Origin of the sequence: Pseudomonas moorei, from assembly GCF_042846945.1 — a bacterium.
GTDB lineage: Bacteria > Pseudomonadota > Gammaproteobacteria > Pseudomonadales > Pseudomonadaceae > Aquipseudomonas > Aquipseudomonas moorei.
In genome coordinates, this window is sequence record NZ_AP035776.1 from 2,650,949 (window position 1) to 2,672,576 (window position 21,628).

Below are 21,628 nucleotides of genomic sequence, written 5' to 3' on the forward strand. Positions count from 1 at the left end.
GGTATGATAGCCGTCGTTCCGAACCACTGAAAATTTATCCAGCGTTTTTTGCGCCCGACAATCCATGATCAGCACTGAACTCAAAACCACGATCCAGGGCGCCTATTCGCGTTTTCTCGAAGCCAAGAGCCTCAAGCCGCGCTACGGCCAACGCCTGATGATTGCCGAAGTGGCCAAGGTCCTCGGGGATATCGACACCGATGACGAAGGCCGGCGCAGCGGCGAGCCCGCGATTGTCGCGGTGGAAGCCGGCACCGGTACCGGCAAGACCGTCGCCTACAGCCTGGCCGCCATCCCGACGGCGAAAGCGGCCGACAAACGCCTGGTGATCGCCACGGCCACCGTCGCCCTGCAAGAGCAGATCGTCTACAAGGACTTGCCTGACTTGATGCGCAACAGCGGGCTGAATTTCAGCTTTGCGTTGGCCAAGGGGCGCGGGCGCTACATGTGCCTGTCCAAACTCGACATGTTGCTCCAGGAAGGTCACGCACAGACCGCCACGGCACAGTTGTTCGAAGAGGAAGGCTTCAAGATCGAGGTCGATGAGGCCAGCCAGAAGCTGTTCACCAGCATGATCGAAAAACTCGCCGGCAATAAATGGGACGGCGATCGTGACAGCTGGTCCACCGCCCTGGAAGACGCCGACTGGGCGCGCCTGACCACCGATCACAGCCAGTGCACCAACCGACATTGCCCGAACTTCGGCCAGTGCGCCTTCTATAAGGCCCGCGAAGGCATGGGCAAGGTCGACGTCATCGTCACCAACCACGACATGGTCCTGGCTGACCTGGCCCTGGGCGGCGGCGCCGTGCTGCCGGACCCGCGAGACACTATTTACGTATTCGACGAAGGCCATCACCTGCCGGACAAGGCCATCGGCCATTTCGCCCACTACACGCGCCTGCGTTCCACCGCTGATTGGCTGGAAACCACGGCCAAGAACCTCACCAAGTTGCTGGCACAACACCCGTTGCCCGGCGATCTGGGCAAGTTGATCGAGCAGGTGCCGGAGCTGGCGCGGGAGATCAAGACCCAGCAGCAGTTCATGTTTACTGCCTGCGAGCAGGTCGCTGAGTTCAAACCCGGCGAAGATGTCGAAGGTCGCGAGCGGCCGCGCCACCGGTTCGTCGGCGGGGTCATCCCCGAGCACATGCGCGAAATGGGCATCGAGCTGAAAAAAGGCTTTGCCCGCCTGACCGACCTGTTCACGCGCCTCACCGATTTGCTCAAGGAAGGCATGGACGGTGAGGTCAACATCGGTATTGCCAGCAATCAGGCCGAAGAGTGGTATCCGCTGTTCGGCAGCCTGTTGTCGCGTTCTTCGGGCAACTGGGAGTTGTGGACCGCCTTCACCGTCGAAGATCCGGAAGACAACCCGCCCATGGCGCGCTGGCTGACCCTGGCCGAGAGCGGCTCGCTGTTCGACATTGAAGTTAACGCCAGTCCGATCCTCGCGGCGGAAATGCTGCGACGCAACTTGTGGAACGTAGCCTACGGTGCGCTGGTGACCTCAGCCACATTGACCGCCCTCGGCACCTTCGACCGCTTCCGCATGCGCGCCGGTCTGCCGAAAAAAGCGGTGACCGCCGTGGTGCCCAGCCCGTTCCATCACGCCGATGCCGGAGTGTTGCGGGTGCCGAATCTGAATGCTGACCCGCGGGATGCGGCAGCGCACACGGCCGCGATCATCCGCGATCTGCCGGAACTGGTAGACGGCTCTCGTGGCACCCTGGTGCTGTTTTCCTCGCGCAAGCAGATGCAGGACGTGTTCGACGGCCTGGATCGCGATTGGCGCAAGCAAGTGTTCATTCAGGGCAACCTGTCGAAGCAGGAAACCCTGAACAAGCACAAGGCGCGGGTTGATGGCGGCGATTCCAGCGTGCTGTTCGGCCTGGCCAGTTTCGCTGAAGGGGTCGACCTGCCCGGCGCCTATTGCGAGCATGTGGTGATCGCCAAGATTCCGTTCTCGGTGCCGGATGACCCGGTCGAGGCGGCGCTGGCCGAATGGATCGAAGCCCGTGGCGGCAATCCCTTCATGGAAATCTCCGTGCCCGACGCTTCGCTGAAGCTGGTACAGGCTTGCGGCCGCTTGCTGCGCACCGAAGAAGACCGCGGCACCATCACCTTGCTTGACCGGCGCCTGGTCACCCAGCGCTATGGCAAGGCGATCCTCAATGCGTTGCCGCCATTTCGTCGTGAAATTTCCTGACACATCGGTGGGCAAATCAGCCCACCGTGTTGTCTATCTCTCTGTCATTGCTTTTCCACTGGCCCATCCGGGTCGCTAGGGAGAATTCCGTTCTCATGATTCGCCGTTCGTTGCGTCAATCGTTACCTGCCGTTTTTGCCCTGTTGTTTGCATCGCCTTTGCTGGCGGCTACTGCCAACCAGCAGACGCTGTTCAACTTTGTGCGTCCCGCCGATGTGGTCCAGGTAGCGACCCAGGATGCGAGCCTGCCGCAATCCAACGCCGAGCAAACCGCCGAAGGTGAAGTGCTGCGCCGGGTGACATTCAATCCGGTCGCCCGGCCAACCTTGCGTTTGAGCCCCCAGAACGGGGCCTGGGACTGGTCTCAGTCAGGCTTCATGAGCTTGCGCGTGCAAAACGCCATGGATTGGGCGCTGACCCTGTACGTGGCCATCCAGAGCAACGATGGCAAGACCCTGGTCAGCCGTGTCGATCTGCCGGCCGGCCCGGCGCAGACCCTGTTGGTGCCGTTGCAGCCGACGTCGCCGTTGAGCATGGGCATGAAAGCCGGGCCGCCCATGCCGATGACGGTCGAGGGTCAGCGCATCCTTCTGGCCAGCAGCGCTGGTGATCTGGATCGCGGCCAGGTCGTGTCGGTGAGCGTGTCGATGGATCAGCCGAAAGTCGCCCAGAGCATTCTGCTGGAGCGCTTCGGTGTGCAGAATGCCGAGGCCGTGACCCAGGCCGTGTATGGCGGATTGGTGGATGCCTACGGTCAATCGACCCGGGCCAAATGGCCGGAAAAGGTCAGCAGCGACGAACAACTGAAAAGCGCTGCGGCCAAGGAACAGCAACAACTGAAAACCTGGCTGGCCGAGCGCGAGAAGTCTTCGCTGGACAAATTCGGTGGCTGGACCAAAGGCCCGTCATTCAAGGCCAGCGGTTTCTTCCGCACGGAGAAACGCGACGGTCGCTGGTACCTGGTGACGCCACAAGGGCACCCGTTCTATTCGCTGGGGGTCAACACCGTTACCCCGGACGTCAATCAGACTTACACCGCCGGTCGCGAATGGATGTTCGAGTCCCTGCCCAAGGCTGATGAGGCACTGGCTCATCACTTCGGTGAAGGCGACAACCGTGGCGGTAACGGCGTCGACCTGGGCCGGGGCTTCAATTTCGGCCAATGGTATGACTTCTACGGCGCGAATCTGCAGCGTTTGTACGGCGACCCTTGCGCTTTGGATCGCGATACCAAGTCTGGCGTGGCTGAAGCGGCCAAGGCCGAAGCGGTAGAGGCAACGACCGAGAAGGCTGCCGAGCAACCCGTGGTTCCTTCAACGGCCGAAGCCGGTATCGCCGAAGCCGCCAAGACCGGCGCCGCCGATGCCACGGCAGCGAAAGCGGCTGAGCCAACCCCTGCTGGCCCCTGCAAAACGACGATCGATGAGCCGCGCTGGACCCGCCACACCCTTGATCGACTGCAAGCCTGGGGTTTCAACACCATCGGCAACTGGAGCGCGCCGGTGCTGGGCGATGCTGAACGGGTACCCTACACCTTACCGCTGTCAATCGTCGGCGATTACGCCAGCATCAGCACGGGGACCGACTGGTGGGGCGGCATGCCAGACCCGTTCGATCCGCGTTTCGCCATGGCCACCGAGCGCGCGGTGGCCATTGCGGCCCGCGATCATCGTGATGACCCTTGGCTGATCGGTTACTACGCCGATAATGAACTGGCCTGGGCTGGCCCGGGCGACGACCCCAAAGCCCGCTACGCCCTGGCCTACGGTACGTTGAAAATGACCACCGACGTGCCGGCCAAACGAGCGTTCCTCAAGCAATTGCGCGACAAGTACCGCAATCAGGCAGGGCTGTCGAAAGCCTGGGGCATTGATCTGCCGGCCTGGGAATTAATGGAAGACCCCGGTTTCGTGCCGCCGCTGCCAAGCGCTGACCACCCGGAAATCGAGGCCGACTTCAAATACTTCCAGAAGGTCTTCGCCGACACTTACTTCAAGACCATTTCCGATTCGCTAAAGTGGCACGCGCCAAACCAGTTGTTGCTCGGTGGCCGTTTTGCCATCAGTACGCCAGAAGCCGTGGAGTCCTGTGCCCAGTATTGCGACGTACTGAGTTTCAACATGTACACCCTGCAACCCCAGGACGGCTATGACTTCGCCCAACTGAAAAGCCTCGACAAACCGGTGCTGATCACTGAGTTCAACTTCGGTTCGACGGATCGCGGCCCATACTGGGGCGGCGTGACTCAATTGGCGAAGGAAGAGGACCGTGGGCCGGCCTACGCGAATTTCCTCAAGCAAGCACTGAGCGAGCCGTCGATTGTCGGGGTGCACTGGTTCCAATACCTAGACCAACCCGTAACCGGGCGACTGCTGGATGGCGAAAACGGTCATTTTGGCCTGGTCGGTATTACCGATCTGCCATTCCAGGGCTTTGTCGACAGTGTGCGCAAAAGCAACCTGGCAGCCATTGAACAGTTGGGCAAAGAGGCGCAGAAGGCCAGTGCCGAGGCCAATAAAGCCAACCATGACACCGAGGGCGGGCGCAAAGGCGAAGCCGGCCAAGGGCCAGGCAAGGCCACTGGCGGGCATTCCGGCAAGGGGCACTGAGTCTGGACGGACCGCGTTATCGTTTATCGCGAGCAGGCTCGCCCCACAGGAACCTATGAAACGATTGAAATCCAGTGTGTGCGAGCCTGCTCGCGATGACGTCTGTGCGGACGCCAGAAACAATCTGATCACTTCCAGGGGCGGCTGACCGCCCGGCCTGGCCCTGTTCCCAAATCCCTCAAAGGCTGGAACAATGCGGGGCATTTTGTAGAACGCTTATCCGGAGAGTAGCGGGTGCAGATTCAGGGTTATTACGAGCTCAAGTTCGAAGCGGTACGCGAGGCGTTCGCGGCGCTGTTCGACGATGCTCAGGAGCGTGGTGCGGCGTTGTGCATCCGGATCGGTGGCGAAACCGTCGTCGATCTCTGGGCCGGTACTTCCGACAAGGACGGCGCGCAAGCCTGGCACAGCGACACCATCGCCAACCTGTTTTCTTGCACCAAAACCTTCGCTGCCGTTACTGCCCTGCAATTGGTCGCCGAAGGAAAGCTGCAACTGGATGCACCGGTTGCCCGGTACTGGCCGGAATTTGCCGCAGCCGGCAAAGAGTCTGTGACGTTGCGCCAATTGCTCTGTCACCAGGCCGGTTTGCCGGCGCTACGGGAGTTGCTGGCGCCCGAAGCACTTTACGACTGGCAAACCATGGTCGATGCCCTGGCTGCCGAAACTCCGTGGTGGACGCCGGGGCAGGGGCACGGGTATGCGGCAATCACCTATGGCTGGCTGGTCGGTGAGCTGTTGCGTCGTGCCGATGGGCGCGGGCCGGGTGAGTCCATCGTGGCACGGGTAGCGAAGCCTTTGGGACTGGATTTCCACGTCGGCCTGGCCGACGAAGAGTTTCATCGGGTGGCGCATATCGCCCGTGGCAAGGGCAACGTCGGTGATGCAGCGGCCCAGCGGCTGCTGCAAGTGACGATGCGCGAACCAGCGGCCATGACCACCCGGGCGTTTACCAACCCTCCGTCAGTGCTGACCAGCACCAACAAGCCGGAGTGGCGGCGCATGCAGCAACCTGCGGCCAACGGCCACGGTAACGCCCGCAGCCTGGCCGGGTTCTACGCCGGTCTGCTCGATGGCAGCTTGCTCGAAGGCGAAATGCTCGGCGAACTGACCCGCGAGCACAGCCTCGGCGAGGATAAGACTTTACTGACCCGGACACGATTCGGTCTGGGTTGCATGCTCGATCAGCCGGATGTGCCCAACGCTACGTTCGGCCTGGGCCCGCGAGCGTTCGGACATCCGGGCGCGGGCGGTTCCATCGGTTTTGCTGACCCGGAGCACGATGTAGCTTTCGGTTTTGTGACAAATACACTGGGCCCGTACGTCTTAATGGATCCGCGCGCGCAAAAGCTTGTGCGGGTATTGGCCACTTGTCTGTAAATCAGGCTTTCGGGTTCCGGAGCTGGAACCCGAAAGCCTTTTAAGTTTCCAACCGTCTGTTTTAGCGGGCCAATCCGGCCTGATTTTTATGACTTCATTTTTGTGGATATCCAATGTCATCCAAACCAACCCTCGCTTTGGCACTGTGCTTCGCTATTACCGGTTGTGCACAGACTCCTAAAAATGATGCAGATGGCGGCAGTTGGTGGCCGTTTGGTTCATCAGACAAAGTCGCAGCCAAAGACCCGGCGCCTGCCCCGCTGAAACCTGCCGTTGCCGCTCCGGTTGCCAAGGCCGATGCCGATGCCGGTACCAAGTGGTGGTGGCCGTTCGGTGGCAAGGAGCAGAACACCACCAAGGAGCAGGGCACCGCCAAGGCCGTGCCGATGCCGGACCCTAAAGTGACCCAGGCCTGGCTCGACGACTACGAGCCGCGCCTGCGCGAAGCGATCAAGGGCAGCAACCTGCAACTTGAGCGTCGTGAAAACGTGCTGGTGGTGACGGCACCGGTCGAAGGCTCGTTCAACCCGGCTCGCCCGGCGATGCTGCTGCCCGTGACCCTTGGCCCGTTCACCCGCGTCGCGAAAGTCCTCGAAGTCGATCCGAAGACTGCTGTACTGGTGCTGGGCCACAGTGATACCTCGGGAGCCGCAGCGGCCAACGTAACGTTGAGTCAGGAGCGCGCGCAAGCGGTGGCCGCGATTTTCCGTCTCAGCGGCCTGCAGCGTGATCGCCTGATGCTGCGCGGCATGGGCGGTGATGCCCCGCGTGCCGCCAACGACAGCGCTGAAGGCCGTGCCTTGAACCGTCGTGTAGAGTTGCTGGTCACTCCGCAGAACACCATGGTTGCATTGCTGAGCAAGTACAACATGCCGGCCCCGGCGCCGGTGACGATGGTTGCCGCGCAAGACGTCAAGCCAGCTGCCAAGCCAGTGACCCCGGCACCGGCGGCCAAGAAAGCTGCGGCTTCAGCGAAGAAAAAAGCACCGGCCAAGAAAGCCACCGCCAAGAAGACTCCGGCTAAAACCGCGACTCCAGCGAAAAAGACTGCACCGGCCAAAGCTGCTGCAGACACGAAAAAAGCCGCCGACGCCGATACCACTAAGCAGTGATTCGTTAACCAAAAGGAAAATGCCATGACCAAGGCCCTGGTTGATATGCGTCGCGATTACACCCGTGATGGCTTGACCGAGGCGCAAGCCCCGGCCGAGCCGTTTGCGCTGTTCCACCAATGGTTCGCCGAGGCGGTGAAAACCGAACAGGCGCCGGTGGAGGCAAACGCCATGACCTTGGCCACGGTCGATCAGGACGGTCGACCGCACTGCCGTATCCTCTTGCTCAAGGGGCTGGATGCGCAGGGTTTTACCTTTTTCACCAATTACGACAGTGCCAAGGGCCAGCATCTGGTTGCGAATCCGTTCGCGGCCATGACCTTTTACTGGCCAACCCTGGAGCGCCAGGTGCGCATCGAGGGGCGGGTGGAGAAGGTCACGCCTGAAGAGTCCGACGCTTACTATCAGGTTCGCCCGTTGGGCAGCCGCCTCGGTGCCTGGGCTTCGCCCCAGAGCCGGGTGATTGCCGACCGCGCCGAACTGGAAGCGCTGCTCAAGGACACCGAACAACGTTTCAGCGACACCCAGCCGCACTGCCCGGAACATTGGGGCGGTTACCGTCTGCTGCCGGAGCGCATCGAGTTCTGGCAAGGTCGTCCTAGTCGCTTGCACGACCGCCTGAACTATCGCTTGCAGGGCGCCGACTGGACGCTTGAGCGTCTGGCACCCTAAGCAGTCTACTGATCGGGATAGCCTGCCGCAGCGGCTTCCAGCCATTGCGGCAGATCTCGACGCTTGATCTTTTGCACTCGAGCGTTTGCCAGTTGCTGGAGCATGAACGCTTTTTTCCGCTCGTCCTTTCCGGCCAGTGCCAGAGCCAGATCGCGGTCCATCCAGCGTTTGATCCGCACGTACAACCACCCATGGAAGTACAAACCGGCAACCGTAGTGACGACAATGATAAAGTAATCCATGAAAATCCTGGGTCAGTCGCGCAGATCGAAGAATTTCCCGCTACCGTGTGTTGAAATTCGTGAAAGTGCCTGTACATGTCCTGAATCAAAACATTTTTATCCGGGCGATGCCGTGACAGGCGTCAAGCCTCGGAGTTAAATGATTACTTGTCCTTTGGAGTTGATGCTATGCGTAAGTCTGTTTTGCTGGTTGCTTCCTTTTCCACGATGGCGATGTTGCTCGCCGGCTGCCAATCGAGCCTGACCGGTGACTCCTACTCCCGTGACGAAGCGCGTCGCGTGCAGACCGTTCGCATGGGCACCATCGAATCCCTGCGTCCGGTTAAAATCGAAGGTACCAAGACCCCAATCGGCGGCGCTGCCGGTGCAGTCGTTGGCGGTGTTGGCGGTAGCGCCATCGGTGGCGGCAAGGGCAGCATCGTCGCTGCGGTCATCGGCGCAGTCGCCGGCGGCCTGGTGGGTTCGGCAGCCGAAGAAGGCCTGACTCGTACCCAGGGTGTCGAGATCACCGTACGCGAAGACGACGGCAGCATGCGCGCCTATGTCCAGGAAGTTCAGCCGAACGAAGTGTTCCGCGTGGGTGAGCGTGTACGCATTTCCACCGTTGGCGGGACCAGCCGCGTTTCGCACTAAGCCGGAACAAGCGTTAAAGAAAACCCCGATCAGGTGAACTGGTCGGGGTTTTTTGTTGGTGAAGCGGTTGTTCTGGCTGAGCCGGGCTACCTTGTGGCTTCAGGGTGGCTCTTTGACGAACTTAAAAATGGCCTCTGATACTCAGGATGGCAACGCAGCGTGCTTGCGACTCGACATCGCCGTCACCGCATAACCGATCAACGCAGCCAGTATCGAACCGGTCAAAATCCCCATCCGATCCATACCCGCATAGTCGCTGACACCCGGTTCGAAGGCCAGGGAGCCGACAAACAGGCTCATGGTGAATCCGATCCCGCAGAGGACCGCTACACCCAGCACCTGACCCCAGTTGGCACCTTGGGGCAGGGCGGCGATGCCGATTTTCACCGCGAGCCAGGTCAGGCCGAATACGCCGAGGGTCTTGCCCAGCAACAGGCCGACCGCGATGCCCATTGGCACGTGGTGGGTGAAGCTCTCGACGGTGACGCCGCTCAGGGACAGGCCGGCGTTGGCGAAGGCGAACAGTGGCAGGATGCCGTAGGCCACCCATGGGTGGAGGGCGTGCTCCAGGTTCAGCAGTGGTGAGGGTTCGGCGTTTTTCGTGCGCAACGGGATGCAGAACGCCAGAGTGACGCCGGCCAGCGTCGCGTGGACACCGCTCTTGAGAACGCACACCCACAGGATCAAACCGATGATCATGTAAGGACCGAGCTTGACCACGCCGAGCCGGTTCATCGCGATCAATGCAACAATGCACGTCCCGGCGAGTGCCAATGAAAGGGTCGACAGGGTTCCCGAGTAGAAGATCGCGATGACGATGATCGCGCCCAGGTCATCGATGATGGCCAGGGTCATCAAAAACAGTTTCAGTGATACCGGCACGCGCTTGCCCAGCAGTGCAAGGACACCAAGGGCGAAGGCGATATCAGTCGCCATTGGAATGGCCCAACCACTGAGCGCGGCGGGGTTGTCACGGTTGAAAAACCAGTAGACCAGAGCCGGCACGACCATGCCGCCAATTGCTGCGGCACCGGGCAGGACGACCTGCGAAGGTTTCGATAACTGACCGTCGAGGACCTCGCGCTTCACCTCCAGGCCGATCAGCAGGAAGAACAGGGCCATCAAGCCGTCGTTGATCCAGAGCAGCGCCGGTTTGGCGATTTGCAGCGCACCGATCTGCGCCACCACCGGCGTATCCAGAAAGCTGCTGTACAGCCATGATAGCGGCGAGTTGTTGATGACTAAAGCGAGGGCAGCCGCAGCGATCAGTAACAGACCGCTGGCAGCTTCCAACTGAAAGAAACGCGTGAAAGTGCTACGCAGAGGCAAGGTTGCTCTCCATCGATGAATTAAAAAGGTGGGACACCCTAACCCGTACGGTTAGTTGTTAAAACAAAAGTTATATTCTTTTTTGTTATATGTCGTTACAACGCGATTGTCCTGCAAGGTCATGAGCCTAGCAGTTGCCGGGCGTATTGAAGCTCAGCTGTACCTGTGCGTGATGTAGGATTTTTCCTAAGCTTGATGGCTGAGGCTTGCGACAAGGCCGACTCCTGTCCGATTCCACGAGAAAACCATCATGAGCGACAACCGACAGTGGGCCCGCGAAGCCATCCGGATCATTGAAGCCGACTTCCAGCGCAGCGCCGATACCCACCTGATCCCTTTGCCGCTGCCGGGTTTTCCGGGCATCGAGTTGTACTTCAAGGATGAATCAAGCCATCCCACTGGTAGCCTCAAGCACCGTCTGGCCCGTTCATTGTTCCTCTATGCCCTGTGTAACGGCTGGCTCAAGCCCGGCGCGCCGGTGATCGAGGCGTCCAGCGGCTCGACGGCGATTTCCGAGGCGTACTTCGCCCGCATGCTGGGCTTGCCGTTCATTGCCGTGATGCCGGCAACCACCTCCAGGGAAAAAATCGCACAGATCGCTTTCTATGGCGGCCAGAGTCATTTGGTGGATGATCCGACACAGATCTATGCCGAGTCCGAGCGCCTGGCCCGTGAACACGATGGGCATTTCATCGATCAGTTCACATACGCCGAACGCGCCACCGACTGGCGGGCGAACAACAACATCGCCGAATCGATTTTCCAGCAAATGCGTTTCGAGCAGCACCCAGAGCCGAGCTGGCTGATTTCCAGCCCTGGCACCGGCGGCACCACGGCGACCCTGGGGCGCTATGTGCGTTATCGCCAGCATTGCACCCGCGTGCTGTGTGCCGATGCCGAGCGTTCGGTGTTTTTTGATTATTACCAGAGCGGCGATGCCAGCTTGCGCCTGCCTCATGGCTCACGCATTGAGGGCATAGGCCGGCCACGGGTAGAGGCATCGTTTCTGCCCAAGGTGATCGACGCGATGGTCAAGGTGCCGGATGCATTGTCACTGGCGGCCATGCATTACCTGGCCGAGCGTCTGGGTCGTCATGTGGGCGGATCAAGCGGGACCAACCTGATCGGGGCATTGATGGCGGCACAGCAGATGGCCGCGGCGGGAGAGACAGGGTCGATCGTGGCGATTTTGTGCGATGGCGGTGAGCGCTATGCCACGACTTACTACGATCAGGATTGGCTCAAGGCCGAGGGGTACGCGTTGAGCGGGTTGATCGAATCGGTTGCGGCAACGGTCGAGCGCGGCGAGCCCCTGCCGGCCAGCATTCTGCGCGCCAATATCTGACACACCGAAAACCAATGTGAGAGCGGGCTTGCTCGCGAATATCGGGTCACATTCAATAGAGATATTGACTGATCAACCGCTTTCGCGAGCAAGCCCGCTCCCACCTTTGATTGGTATCAGGCTTGCAGGCCGAGAATATCCCGTGCCACGGCTTCGGCAATGCGAATGCCATCGACACCCGCCGACAGAATCCCACCCGCATAACCCGCGCCTTCACCGGCCGGGAACAAGCCCTTCACGTTCAGGCTTTGCAACGACTCGTTACGGGTAATGCGTAGCGGCGACGAAGTACGGGTTTCGATACCGGTCAACACCGCATCATGCAGCGAATAACCACGGATCTGTTTCTCGAACGCCGGCAAGGCTTCGCGAATCGCTTCGATGGCGAATGCCGGCAGGGCCAGGGCCAGGTCACCCAAGGCAACGCCCGGTTTGTAGGACGGCTCGACAGTGCCCAGTTCGGTGGACGGCTTGCCGGCAATGAAGTCGCCGACCAGCTGCGCCGGGGCTTCATAGTTGCTGCCGCCCAGCACAAAGGCGTGGGACTCCAGGCGTTCCTGCAACTCGATACCTGCCAGTGGACCGCCCGGATAATCGACTTCCGGGGTAATGCCGACGACGATCCCGGAGTTGGCGTTGCGCTCGTTGCGCGAGTACTGGCTCATGCCGTTGGTGACGACTCGATTCGGCTCGGAAGTCGCCGCCACCACCGTGCCGCCTGGGCACATGCAGAAGCTGTACACCGAGCGACCGTTCCTGGCGTGGTGCACCAGTTTGTAGTCGGCGGCGCCGAGTTTCGGGTGCCCGGCGTATTTGCCAAGGCGTGCGCGGTCGATCAGCGATTGCGGGTGCTCGATGCGGAAACCCACGGAGAACGGCTTGGCCTCCATGAACACGCCGCGGCCATGCAGCATGCGGAAGGTGTCGCGGGCACTGTGGCCGAGGGCCAGAATCACGTGCCTGGAGTGGATTTGCTCGTCACCATTGAGTTCGACACCAACCAGTTGACCGTCTTCGATCAACACGTCGGTAACCCGCTGCTGGAAGCGTACTTCACCGCCCAGGGCGCGAATCTGCTCACGCATGTTTTCCACAACGCCAGTCAGTCGGAACGTACCGATGTGCGGTTTGCTGACGTAGAGGATTTCTTCCGGCGCACCGGCCTTGACGAACTCATGCAGGACCTTGCGACCGAGGAATTTCGGGTCCTTGATCTGGCTGTAGAGCTTGCCGTCGGAGAATGTCCCCGCGCCGCCTTCACCGAACTGCACATTGGACTCGGGGTTGAGCACGCTTTTGCGCCACAGGCCCCAGGTGTCCTTGGTGCGCTGGCGCACTTCGGTACCGCGTTCGAGGATGATCGGCTTGAAACCCATTTGTGCGAGCAGCAGCCCGGCAAAAATCCCGCAGGGGCCGAAGCCGACGACGATCGGGCGGACGCTCAGGCCAGCCGGCGCCTGGCCGACCATTTTGTAACTGACATCCGGTGCCACGTTGACGTTACGGTCATCGGCGAACTTGTGCAGAACCGAGGCCTCATCGCGCACGGTGAGGTCGATGGTGTAGATGAAGCACAGCTCGGAAGATTTCTTGCGCGCATCGTAGCTGCGCTTGAACAGGGTGAAGTCGAGCAGGTCATCACTGGCGATACCCAGGCGCTGCACAATGGCAGGGCGCAGGTCTTCATCGGGATGGTCGATCGGCAACTTGAGTTCGGTGATTCGTAACATGACGGGATCCGGTTCGCGGGGCGCACAACTGCGCCAGGGCGTTTGAAGCCGGCGATTATAAGCCTCAAACGCCCGGTCCCGTGAGGCAAAAACGATCAGTCGTTGCGCGAGCCGCCGAAATACCCGCAGCCACGCTGTACCTGCCCATCGATGCGCAACTCGGCACTCATGTGCTGAATACTGCCGGTGCTGCCGTCGACGCAGCGTTGCGGCGCGACCCACAGTTCGATGTGCTGATTGTTGGCTTCGGTGCTGAGGTTGAAGCGGCCATCGCCCAGTTGTTCTTCGACATACGGGACGGCGAGGGGAGGCTGGCCGGCACGGTCGATGACCATGCCCTTGCCGCTGACTTTGACGTTCCACTCCGGGGAATGGCCGGCGGCCCGCAGGATCAGCAATTTGAAGTTGGGATCGTCACAGGCCGTGCCCGAGCGCTCGACGCGGTACAGCGTTTCCAGGTCGAACTGACCGTCGCCGCTGCCGGAAACGATTCGCCCGCGCACGTCGGCAAACAGCGTGCCCTGGGTATCGGCCAGGCTGGCCGCCTGTTGCAGGACGCTGGTGCCGCCTGTGTCGTTGACCACATAACGACGCTGTTCGCCGCAAGGCTGGAACAGCAGCTTGCCATCGGCTGCGCTCAACTGGCCTTGCAGGCGGGTCTGGCCGACATGGGAGGCGCTTTCACGCGAGCCGTCGAATAACTGGCAGGCGGCGAACAACGGAAGCAGGGCAACGAGGACTAAGGAACGGGCGGCACGCATCTTGGGGTCTCCTGACAAGTGCCGCCACGTTACTCAGCCTGACCGTTCATCACAAGGCTTTAGCCCACGTGAATGGTCTGGCCTGTCTGCAGGCCTTCCACGCTTTTGGCGTAGGCCAGTGCGACATCCGCCGCAGGTACCGGTTTGAAACCACGGAAGTACGGCGCGTATTTGCCCATGGCTTCAACCAGTACGTTCGGGCTGATCGAGTTCACTCGCAGGCCACGTGGCAGTTCGATGGCGGCGGCGCGGACGAAACTATCCAGTGCACCGTTGACCAACGCTGCCGAGGCACCGCTGCGGATCGGGTCGTGGCTGAGTACGCCGGTGGTGAAAGTGAACGAAGCGCCGTCATTGGCGAACTCGCGACCGATCAGCAGCAGGTTGACCTGGCCCATCAGTTTGTCTTTGAGGCCCAGGGCGAAACTCTCTTCCGTCATTTCGGCCAGCGGTGCGAAGGTCACGTTACCGGCGGCGCAGATCAGCGCATCGAACTTTCCGGTTTGCTCGAACAGTTTGCGAATCGACCCGCTGTCGCTGATGTCCACTTGAAAATCACCGCTCTTGCGGCCGATGCGGACGATTTCGTGGCGTTGAGACAGCTCCTTGTCGACCGCTGAACCGATGGTGCCGCCTGCGCCGATCAAAAGAATTTTCATGGTGCTGATCCTCGAGTGGGTGGAATGAGGTTTCAGTTTAGAGTGGTTTTTTTCGTTGATAAGCGCGCTAATAGGCAACATTTGGTTTTCTATTGGAAACAATCCATGAGCGAAATGGACGATCTCGCGGCGTTCGCGGTGCTGGTCGAGGCGGGGAGCTTTACTCTGGCGGCGCAACAATTGGGTTGCAGCAAGGGGCAACTGTCCAAGCGGATCAGTCAGCTGGAAGCGCAGTTTTCCGTGGTCTTGCTGCAGCGCACCACACGGCGCTTGAGCCTGACGGCCGCTGGCGCTGCCTTGCTGCCGCAGGCGCAGGCGCTGGTGGTGCAGGTCGATCGGGCGCGTCAGGCCTTGGCACGACTGAAGGACGACATGGCCGGCCCGGTGCGAATGACAGTCCCGGTTTCGCTGGGAGAGACCTTTTTCGATGGCTTGCTGCTGGAGTTCTCGAGCCGGTACCCACAGGTGCAGATCGAGTTGGACCTGAGCAACAACTATCGCGATTTATCCCGTGATGGCTATGATCTCGCGGTTCGCTCGGATGTGGCCAATGACCAGCGCCTGGTCGCTCGCCCGTTGCTGGCGTGGCACGAAATGACCTGCGCCAGCCCGGCGTATCTCGAGCAATACGGTGAGCCGCTGACGCCTCAGGCATTGGCTGACCATCGCTGCCTGCTCAACAGCCACTACAGCGGTCGGGAAGAATGGCTGTATCACCAGCAACATGAATTGTTGCGGGTGCGCGTGTCCGGGCCCTTTGCCAGCAACCATTACAACCTGTTGAAGAAGGCCGCCCTGGCCGGTGCGGGTATTGCGCGTTTGCCGTCCTACTTGCTGCCCGCGGAATTGGCTGACGGACGTTTGCGCTGGCTCCTGCGCGATTATCAGACCCGGAGCATGCCGATGTACCTGGTGCATCCGTATCAGGGTGGGCTGCCCAAGCGTACGCAAGTGTTGTCGGATTATCTGATTGGCTGGTTCAAACGCAGTGGGGAGGCACTGGATCGGCTGTAGCGAGCTTGCTCCGGGCGGGTCCGACGATGGTCGTCAACGCTAACGAGGACAGCCTTGATGAACGCGGCGCTCTCAGGTTCTTCGCGAGCAAGCTCGCTCCTACAAAGGATCTGTATGGCTATAGAGGTGGCGGGCATAAAAAACGGCCCGAAGGCCGTTTCTAGTCTGCCGTAAAGCCTTAGCCGCCGAGGTACGCTTCGCGCACTTTCGGATCGGTCAGCAGTGCTTCACCGGTGCCTTGCATCACCACACGACCGTTTTCCAGCACGTAGGCACGGTCGGCGATTTTCAGCGCCTGGTTGGCGTTTTGCTCTACCAGGAACACCGTCACACCGTCCTTGCGCAGTTGTTCGATGATGTCGAAGATCTGCTGGATGATGATCGGTGCCAGGCCCAGCGATGGCTCGTCGAGCAGCAGCAGCTTGGGTTTGCTCATCAGCGCACGGCCGATGGCAAGCATTTGCTGTTCGCCGCCGGACATGGTGCCGCCGCGTTGGTTAAAGCGCTCTTTCAGGCGTGGGAAAAGTCCGAGGACCTTGTCCATTTGCTCCTGATAATCGCCCTTTGCGGTGAAGAAACCACCCATGGAGAGGTTTTCTTCCACGGTCAGGCGCGAGAACACCCGACGGCCTTCCGGAACCACGGCAATACTCTTGCGCATGATCTGTGCCGAGGTCTGCCCCACCAGCTCTTCACCCATGTAACGGATGCTGCCGCTGTGAGCTTGCGGCGAACCGCAGAGGGTCATCAGCAGGGTGGATTTGCCCGCGCCGTTGGCGCCGATCAGCGTCACGATTTCGCCCTGGCGGATTTCCACGTTGACGCTGTGCAGGGCCTGGATCTTGCCATAGAAGGTGGAAACGTTTTCGAACTGCAGCATTTACGCTTCCCCCAGGTAGGCTTTGATCACTTCAGGATTGTCGCGGATCTGTTCCGGCGTACCGTCGGCCAACGGCGTGCCCTGGTTGATCACGACGATGTGGTCGGAAATGCTCATGACCAGTTTCATGTCGTGCTCGATCAACAGCACGGTGACGTTGTGCTCTTCGCGCAGCACGCTGATCAGCGCCTTGAGGTCTTCGGTTTCCTTCGGGTTCAGGCCGGCTGCGGGCTCGTCGAGCATGAGGATCCGCGGGCGGGTCATCATGCAGCGGGCGATTTCCAGGCGACGCTGCTGACCGTAGGCCAGGGTGCCGGCCGGACGGTTGGCGAACTCCTTGAGATGAACCTTGTCCAGCCAGTATTCGGCGAACTCCATGGCCTCGCGTTCGCTTTTGCGGAACGACGGGGTCTTGAACAGGCCGGACAGGAAGTTGGTGTTCAGGTGACGATGCTGGGCGATCAAGAGGTTCTCGACCGCGGTCATGTCCTTGAACAACCGCACGTTCTGGAAGGTGCGCACCACGCCTTTGAGGGCGATCTTGTGGCCAGGCAGGCCTTCGATCGGCTCGCCGTCCAGCAGGATGCTGCCGCCGCTCGGCTTGTAGAAGCCGGTCAGGCAGTTGAACACGGTGGTCTTGCCGGCGCCGTTGGGGCCGATCAGGGCAACCACTTGTTTCTCTTTCACGCTCAAGGCTACGCCGTTGACCGCCAGCAAGCCGCCGAAGCGCATGCTCAGGTTTTCTACTTTCAGGATCTCGCGGCTCATTTGCGCAGCTCCATGTGAGGACGTTGCATGGGCAGCAGACCCTGAGGGCGCCAGATCATCATCAGTACCATCAAGGCACCGAACATCAACATGCGGTACTCACTGAACTCACGCATCATTTCCGGCAACAGGATCATCACCACGGCCGCGAGGATCACACCCAGCTGCGAGCCCATGCCACCCAAAACGACGATGGCGAGAATGATCGCCGACTCGATGAAGGTGAAGGACTCTGGCGTCACCAGGCCCTGACGGGCAGCGAAGAAGCTGCCGGCAAAACCGGCGAAGCTGGCACCCAGGGTAAAGGCCGAAAGCTTGATGACGGTCGGGTTCAGACCCAGTGCGCGGCAGGCGATTTCGTCTTCACGCAATGCTTCCCACGCGCGGCCCAGAGGCATGCGCAGCAAGCGGTTGATGACGAACAGCGCACCCAGTGCCAGGAGCAACGCAACCAGGTAAAGGAAGATCACCTTGTTGATCGAGTTGTATTCCAGGCCGAAGTACTCGTGGAAGGTCTGCATCCCTTCAGCGGCTTTACGTTCGAAGGTCAGGCCGAAGAACGTCGGCTTCTCGATGTTGCTGATACCGTTCGGACCGCCAGTGAGGCCGGTCAGGTTACGCAGGAACAGACGGATGATCTCACCAAAGCCCAGGGTCACGATCGCCAGGTAGTCACCGCGCAGACGCAGTACCGGGAAGCCGAGCAGGAAGCCGAAGGTGGCGGACATCAGGCCGGCGATTGGCAGGCAGATCCAGAAGCTCAGACCGTAGTAGTGCGACAGCAGCGCGTAGCTGTAGGCGCCGACGGCGTAGAAGCCGACGTAACCGAGGTCGAGCAGGCCGGCCAGGCCGACCACGATGTTCAGGCCGAGGCCGAGCATCACGTAGATCAGCACCAGGGTCGCGATGTCCACCGCGCCGCGCGAGCCGAAGAACGGCCAGACCAGCGCACCGGCGATCAGCGCAATGATGATCCAGCGCTGGGTGGTCGGCAGGGTCAGGAAGTTACTGGCCTTGGCCGGAATCAGCGGCACGCCGGGCGAGGAACGCCAGGCCGAGCTGATCTCCCGGTCGAAGATCACACGCAGGAACATCAGCACCGAGCACACGGCGATGGTGATCAGCGTGGCGTTGCTGGTGCCATGGACTTCGAGGTTGATGCCGACGATGGTCAGCTTCAGACCGAGTACCGGGTAGGCCACGGCCCACACCAGCAAGGCGCTGAACAACGCCTGTTTAAGATTCCTAGTCATACTTTCTCAACCTCCGGACGGCCCAGCAGGCCGGTTGGCCGGAACAACAACACCAGAACCAATAGGCCGAACGCCACGACGTCCTTGTACTGGTCGCCGAAAATATCGGCACCGAAGGCTTCCGCCACGCCAAGCACCAGCCCGCCGAGCATGGCGCCCGGAATGCTGCCGATACCGCCCAATACCGCAGCGGTGAAGGCCTTGAGGCCGACCAGGAATCCGGCGTTCGGGTTGATCACGCCGTATTGCATGCTCAGCAGCACGGCAGCGATGGCCGCCAGCGCGGCACCGATGACGAAGGTCAGGGCGATGATGTTGTTGGTGTTGATGCCCAGCAGGTTGGCCATCTTGATGTCTTCGGCGCAGGCGCGGCAGGCACGACCCAGGCGAGAGCGGGAGATGAACAGCGTGAGGCCGAGCATGGCGACCAGGGTCACCACGAACACCACGATTTGCATGTAGGAAATCAGCACTTCATGTGCGCCACCTGGCCCGATGGAAAAGTTGCCCGGAATCAGGTTGGGAATGGATTTGTCCTTGGAGTCTTGCGCCAGCAGAACCGTGTTCTGCAGGAAGATCGACATGCCGATGGCGGAAATCAGCGGGATCAGACGGTTGCTGCCGCGAAGTGGGCGGTAGGCGATCCGTTCGATGCTGTAACCGTAGGCACTGGTTACCACGATGGTGGCGAGAAAAGCGGCGGTCATCAACAGTGGAACACTGTCGAGTCCCAGCATGGACAGTCCGGCGATGGCGATGAACGCCACGTAGGAACCGATCATGTACACCTCGCCGTGGGCGAAGTTGATCATTCCAATGATGCCGTAAACCATCGTATAGCCGATGGCGATCAGGGCATATGTGCTGCCAATGGTCAGACCATTAACCAGCTGTTGGAAAAAGTGATAGATGTCAGGCATTACAGCGCTCCTAAAAACCTGATACGCATTTCACTGGTGGAGTCATTTTCCCGCTCGAGCCCCATGGATCTGCATCCACTTCGAATTCGAGGTTTGCCAGCGAACCGCTGATGACGGTTTTGAGATTTTCAGGTGGGGAGACTAGCGGATCACGCCAGCGCGGCCCAATACGTTCGTAAAACAAAGCCCACGGCACGCCGTGGGCTTTGTTGGCAGTCAGTCAGGCAAGGCCTTACTGAGGCGAAACTTCAGTTTTAGGTTTGCCGAAGTGCCACTCGTAAACCACGAATTTGAAGTCTTTCAGGTCGCCCTTGGCGTCGAAGCTCAGGTCGCCAGTTGGAGTCTTGAAGGTACCAGCGTGGATGGCAGCAGCCACTTTGGCGGTGTCTTCGCTCTTGGCGGCAGCGATACCGCCGGCAATGACTTCAACAGCCGAGTAGGCCGGGAACACGAACGGACCGCTTGGATCTTCTTTCTTGGCTTTGAACGCATCAGCCAGGGCGACGTTGGCCGGATCCTGGTCGAAGGATTTCGGCAGGGTCACCAGCAGGCCTTCGGAAGCGTCCTTGGCGATCTGCGAAATGGAGTCGTTACCCACGCCTTCCGGACCCATGAACTTGGCTTTCAGGCCTTTTTCCTGGGATTGACGCAGGATCAGACCCAGCTCCGGGTGGTAGCCGCCGTAGTAGACGAAGTCGACGTTGGCTTGCTTGAGCTTGGAGATCATCGAAGAGAAGTCTTTGTCGCCGGCGTTGATGCCTTCGAACACGGCAACCTTGACGCCTTTCTTCTCGAGGGTTTGCTTCACGGCGGTGGCGATGCCTTCACCGTATTGCTGTTTGTCGTGCAGCACAGCAACGATTTTCGGTTTTACGTGATCGGCAATGTAGTTACCGGCGGCAGGGCCCTGGGCGCTGTCCAGGCCGATGGTGCGGAACACCATTTTGTAACCACGGTTGGTGATGTCCGGGCTGGTGGCAGCCGGGGTGATCATGATCACACCTTCGTCTTCGTAGATGTCCGAAGCCGGTTGAGTGGAGCTGGAGCACAGGTGGCCAACCACGAATTTCACGCCGTCGTTGACGACTTTGTTCGCGACCGCGACCGCTTGTTTTGGATCACAGGCGTCATCGTATTCAACGGCTTCGAGTTTCTTGCCATCGACGCCGCCCTTGGCGTTGATTTGCTCGATGGCCATTTTGGCGCCACTGAACTGCATGTCGCCGTATTGGGCTACAGGACCGGTTTTAGGGCCGGCAATGCCGATCTTGATGGTGTCAGCTGCGAACGAATGGCTGGCAACCCCGGCCAGAACCATAGCGGCAAACAGTTTGGAAATCTGCTTAGTAGCCTTAGTCATAGTGCTCCACTCTTACTGTTGTATTTTTTATAGTCCTGGCGCCGTTGGCAGCAAGAACCGGGTCAGATATCCACGACATCCCCCGGAAAAGCCCCCCGGCAACTGTACCGGTACAGTGTAGAGCGCCGATTGTCAGCCTGGGAAGCTGGCGGCGAGGGGCAAAACTCGGGGGTGTCGCTTTTTTGAAAGAAAAAGACAGAATTGCGGCGGGTCTTTGGAGGGCTAATAGCCAGATTCCGTGCATTCCTTGGCATTCCTGCTCTTTTCATTCGGTGACTCCACGTGTTTCTGGGTTTTTCTGCCAGATCACCGACGTTATCATTGCGTCGATTTCTTTTCCGGACAGGACCCATGACTCAAGAACCTAGCACCCTCTATGCCAAGCTGCTTGGAGAAACTGCATCTATTACCTGGAAGGAGTTGGAGCCGTTCTTCGCCAAGGGTGCCCTATTGTGGGTCGACCCTGGTCTGGATTTGATCGCCGCCGCCGAGGCTGTGGCCACTGATGAGAGCGAGAAAGTGGCTGCCTGGTTGGCTGCCGATAAGGTCGCCAAGCTGTCTGAAACGCGGGCGCTGGATCTGTTTGAACGTGATCCCGAGTTGTGGGCGGTGGTCGTTTCGCCGTGGATAATGATCCAGGAAAGGGCAATGGCGTAAATGCCTGCACCTTCTTGGTGCTCCGTGCGGACGATTAAAAGTGTGTAGGCGAGTAGCGTGATGGCACGTTGCCGTAGAGAAATGCCACAGCCTCA

19 protein-coding genes are annotated in these 21,628 nt (G+C 60.1%); 9 read left to right on the top strand and 10 right to left on the bottom strand.

Features of this window, described 5'->3' with window-relative positions; translation table 11 throughout:
- The first annotated feature begins 64 nt into the window (after window positions 1–64).
- The 5 genes from dinG (at window position 65) to pdxH (ending at window position 7,982) form a co-directional block, all read left to right on the top strand.
- A complete protein-coding gene (gene dinG / locus ACGJAX_RS12265) occupies window positions 65–2,209 on the top strand; it encodes an ATP-dependent DNA helicase DinG (RefSeq protein WP_390959110.1) in 2,145 nt (714 codons plus the stop codon).
- A 95-nt stretch (window positions 2,210–2,304) separates the two neighbouring features.
- The gene (locus ACGJAX_RS12270) at window positions 2,305–4,818 is read left to right on the top strand and encodes a beta-agarase (RefSeq protein WP_390959112.1); all 2,514 of its coding nucleotides are present in this window, start codon (window positions 2,305–2,307) and stop codon (window positions 4,816–4,818) included.
- Between the two features lie 234 nt (window positions 4,819–5,052).
- A complete protein-coding gene (locus tag ACGJAX_RS12275; protein WP_390959114.1) occupies window positions 5,053–6,198 on the top strand; it encodes a serine hydrolase in 1,146 nt (381 codons plus the stop codon).
- 113 nt (window positions 6,199–6,311) lie between these two features.
- Window positions 6,312–7,310: an OmpA family protein gene (locus tag ACGJAX_RS12280; protein ID WP_390959116.1), complete on the top strand. Its 999-nt coding sequence runs from the start codon at window positions 6,312–6,314 to the stop codon at window positions 7,308–7,310.
- Between the two features lie 24 nt (window positions 7,311–7,334).
- Window positions 7,335–7,982, top strand: a complete 648-nt coding sequence (pdxH, locus tag ACGJAX_RS12285) for a pyridoxamine 5'-phosphate oxidase (protein WP_390959117.1) — start codon at window positions 7,335–7,337, stop codon at window positions 7,980–7,982.
- Between the two features lie 5 nt (window positions 7,983–7,987).
- Here pdxH and ACGJAX_RS12290 read toward each other — a convergent pair whose 3' ends face one another.
- Window positions 7,988–8,224, bottom strand: coding sequence for a hypothetical protein (locus ACGJAX_RS12290; protein WP_390959119.1), 237 nt, complete (start codon window positions 8,222–8,224; stop codon window positions 7,988–7,990).
- A 168-nt stretch (window positions 8,225–8,392) separates the two neighbouring features.
- Here ACGJAX_RS12290 and ACGJAX_RS12295 point away from each other — a divergent pair, with 168 nt between their 5' ends.
- Window positions 8,393–8,857, top strand: coding sequence for a glycine zipper 2TM domain-containing protein (locus tag ACGJAX_RS12295; RefSeq protein ID WP_090317129.1), 465 nt, complete (start codon window positions 8,393–8,395; stop codon window positions 8,855–8,857).
- A gap of 141 nt (window positions 8,858–8,998) precedes the next feature.
- Here the strand turns inward: ACGJAX_RS12295 and nhaA are convergent, their stop codons facing one another.
- Window positions 8,999–10,186: a Na+/H+ antiporter NhaA gene (gene nhaA, locus ACGJAX_RS12300; RefSeq protein WP_090317132.1), complete on the bottom strand. Its 1,188-nt coding sequence runs from the start codon at window positions 10,184–10,186 to the stop codon at window positions 8,999–9,001.
- 247 nt (window positions 10,187–10,433) lie between these two features.
- On the opposite strand from nhaA, the gene ACGJAX_RS12305 reads away from it, so the two are divergent.
- Window positions 10,434–11,531: a PLP-dependent cysteine synthase family protein gene (locus tag ACGJAX_RS12305; protein WP_174552472.1), complete on the top strand. Its 1,098-nt coding sequence runs from the start codon at window positions 10,434–10,436 to the stop codon at window positions 11,529–11,531.
- Window positions 11,532–11,647: 116 nt separating this feature from the next.
- Here the strand turns inward: ACGJAX_RS12305 and ACGJAX_RS12310 are convergent, their stop codons facing one another.
- From ACGJAX_RS12310 to ACGJAX_RS12320, 3 genes are all read right to left on the bottom strand, one after another.
- Window positions 11,648–13,261 carry an FAD-dependent protein gene (locus ACGJAX_RS12310; RefSeq protein ID WP_390959122.1) on the bottom strand — a complete coding sequence of 538 codons (1,614 nt, stop codon included), beginning with the start codon at window positions 13,259–13,261 and terminating at the stop codon, window positions 11,648–11,650.
- A gap of 95 nt (window positions 13,262–13,356) precedes the next feature.
- Entirely contained in the window at window positions 13,357–14,022 is a 666-nt protein-coding gene (locus ACGJAX_RS12315; protein ID WP_390959124.1) for a COG3650 family protein, read from the bottom strand.
- 59 nt (window positions 14,023–14,081) lie between these two features.
- Entirely contained in the window at window positions 14,082–14,681 is a 600-nt protein-coding gene (locus ACGJAX_RS12320; RefSeq protein ID WP_247254830.1) for a short chain dehydrogenase, read from the bottom strand.
- 105 nt (window positions 14,682–14,786) lie between these two features.
- On the opposite strand from ACGJAX_RS12320, the gene ACGJAX_RS12325 reads away from it, so the two are divergent.
- A complete protein-coding gene (locus ACGJAX_RS12325; RefSeq protein WP_248915685.1) occupies window positions 14,787–15,695 on the top strand; it encodes a LysR family transcriptional regulator in 909 nt (302 codons plus the stop codon).
- A gap of 178 nt (window positions 15,696–15,873) precedes the next feature.
- Here the strand turns inward: ACGJAX_RS12325 and ACGJAX_RS12330 are convergent, their stop codons facing one another.
- The 5 genes from ACGJAX_RS12330 to ACGJAX_RS12350 all read right to left on the bottom strand — a co-directional run bounded on the left by ACGJAX_RS12330 (window position 15,874) and on the right by ACGJAX_RS12350 (window position 20,876).
- Window positions 15,874–16,575: an ABC transporter ATP-binding protein gene (locus tag ACGJAX_RS12330; RefSeq protein ID WP_060541114.1), complete on the bottom strand. Its 702-nt coding sequence runs from the start codon at window positions 16,573–16,575 to the stop codon at window positions 15,874–15,876.
- Window positions 16,576–17,343: a high-affinity branched-chain amino acid ABC transporter ATP-binding protein LivG gene (livG, locus tag ACGJAX_RS12335; RefSeq protein ID WP_247254828.1), complete on the bottom strand. Its 768-nt coding sequence runs from the start codon at window positions 17,341–17,343 to the stop codon at window positions 16,576–16,578.
- Window positions 17,340–18,596 (bottom strand): high-affinity branched-chain amino acid ABC transporter permease LivM, encoded by a 1,257-nt coding sequence (locus ACGJAX_RS12340; protein ID WP_047526473.1) that lies wholly within the window; start codon window positions 18,594–18,596, stop codon window positions 17,340–17,342. The genes livG and ACGJAX_RS12340 overlap by 4 nt, the downstream gene beginning before the upstream one ends.
- Complete coding sequence (gene livH / locus ACGJAX_RS12345) at window positions 18,593–19,516, bottom strand: high-affinity branched-chain amino acid ABC transporter permease LivH (RefSeq protein WP_090317159.1); 924 nt, start codon at window positions 19,514–19,516, stop codon at window positions 18,593–18,595. Before livH ends, ACGJAX_RS12340 begins: the two co-directional genes overlap by 4 nt.
- A gap of 232 nt (window positions 19,517–19,748) precedes the next feature.
- Window positions 19,749–20,876: a high-affinity branched-chain amino acid ABC transporter substrate-binding protein gene (locus ACGJAX_RS12350; RefSeq protein WP_390959127.1), complete on the bottom strand. Its 1,128-nt coding sequence runs from the start codon at window positions 20,874–20,876 to the stop codon at window positions 19,749–19,751.
- 351 nt (window positions 20,877–21,227) lie between these two features.
- Between ACGJAX_RS12350 and ACGJAX_RS12355 the strand changes: the two genes are divergently transcribed.
- A complete protein-coding gene (locus tag ACGJAX_RS12355; protein ID WP_390959129.1) occupies window positions 21,228–21,533 on the top strand; it encodes a DUF2288 family protein in 306 nt (101 codons plus the stop codon).
- Window positions 21,534–21,628: the final 95 nt, after the last annotated feature.

Excerpts from the sequence above, each read along its gene's own strand:
- dinG (WP_390959110.1), top strand. The coding sequence starts at position 65 with ATGATCAGCACTGAACTCAAAACCACGATCCAGGGCGCCTATTCGCGT.
- ACGJAX_RS12270 (WP_390959112.1), top strand. The coding sequence starts at position 2,305 with ATGATTCGCCGTTCGTTGCGTCAATCGTTACCTGCCGTTTTTGCCCTG.
- ACGJAX_RS12280 (WP_390959116.1), top strand. The coding sequence starts at position 6,312 with ATGTCATCCAAACCAACCCTCGCTTTGGCACTGTGCTTCGCTATTACC.
- pdxH (WP_390959117.1), top strand. The coding sequence starts at position 7,335 with ATGACCAAGGCCCTGGTTGATATGCGTCGCGATTACACCCGTGATGGC.
- ACGJAX_RS12290 (WP_390959119.1), bottom strand. The coding sequence starts at position 8,224 with ATGGATTACTTTATCATTGTCGTCACTACGGTTGCCGGTTTGTACTTC.
- ACGJAX_RS12295 (WP_090317129.1), top strand. The coding sequence starts at position 8,393 with ATGCGTAAGTCTGTTTTGCTGGTTGCTTCCTTTTCCACGATGGCGATG.
- ACGJAX_RS12310 (WP_390959122.1), bottom strand. The coding sequence starts at position 13,261 with ATGTTACGAATCACCGAACTCAAGTTGCCGATCGACCATCCCGATGAA.
- ACGJAX_RS12315 (WP_390959124.1), bottom strand. The coding sequence starts at position 14,022 with ATGCGTGCCGCCCGTTCCTTAGTCCTCGTTGCCCTGCTTCCGTTGTTC.
- ACGJAX_RS12320 (WP_247254830.1), bottom strand. The coding sequence starts at position 14,681 with ATGAAAATTCTTTTGATCGGCGCAGGCGGCACCATCGGTTCAGCGGTC.
- ACGJAX_RS12325 (WP_248915685.1), top strand. The coding sequence starts at position 14,787 with ATGAGCGAAATGGACGATCTCGCGGCGTTCGCGGTGCTGGTCGAGGCG.
- ACGJAX_RS12330 (WP_060541114.1), bottom strand. The coding sequence starts at position 16,575 with ATGCTGCAGTTCGAAAACGTTTCCACCTTCTATGGCAAGATCCAGGCC.
- livG (WP_247254828.1), bottom strand. The coding sequence starts at position 17,343 with ATGAGCCGCGAGATCCTGAAAGTAGAAAACCTGAGCATGCGCTTCGGC.
- ACGJAX_RS12340 (WP_047526473.1), bottom strand. The coding sequence starts at position 18,596 with ATGACTAGGAATCTTAAACAGGCGTTGTTCAGCGCCTTGCTGGTGTGG.
- livH (WP_090317159.1), bottom strand. The coding sequence starts at position 19,516 with ATGCCTGACATCTATCACTTTTTCCAACAGCTGGTTAATGGTCTGACC.
- ACGJAX_RS12350 (WP_390959127.1), bottom strand. The coding sequence starts at position 20,876 with ATGACTAAGGCTACTAAGCAGATTTCCAAACTGTTTGCCGCTATGGTT.
- ACGJAX_RS12355 (WP_390959129.1), top strand. The coding sequence starts at position 21,228 with ATGACTCAAGAACCTAGCACCCTCTATGCCAAGCTGCTTGGAGAAACT.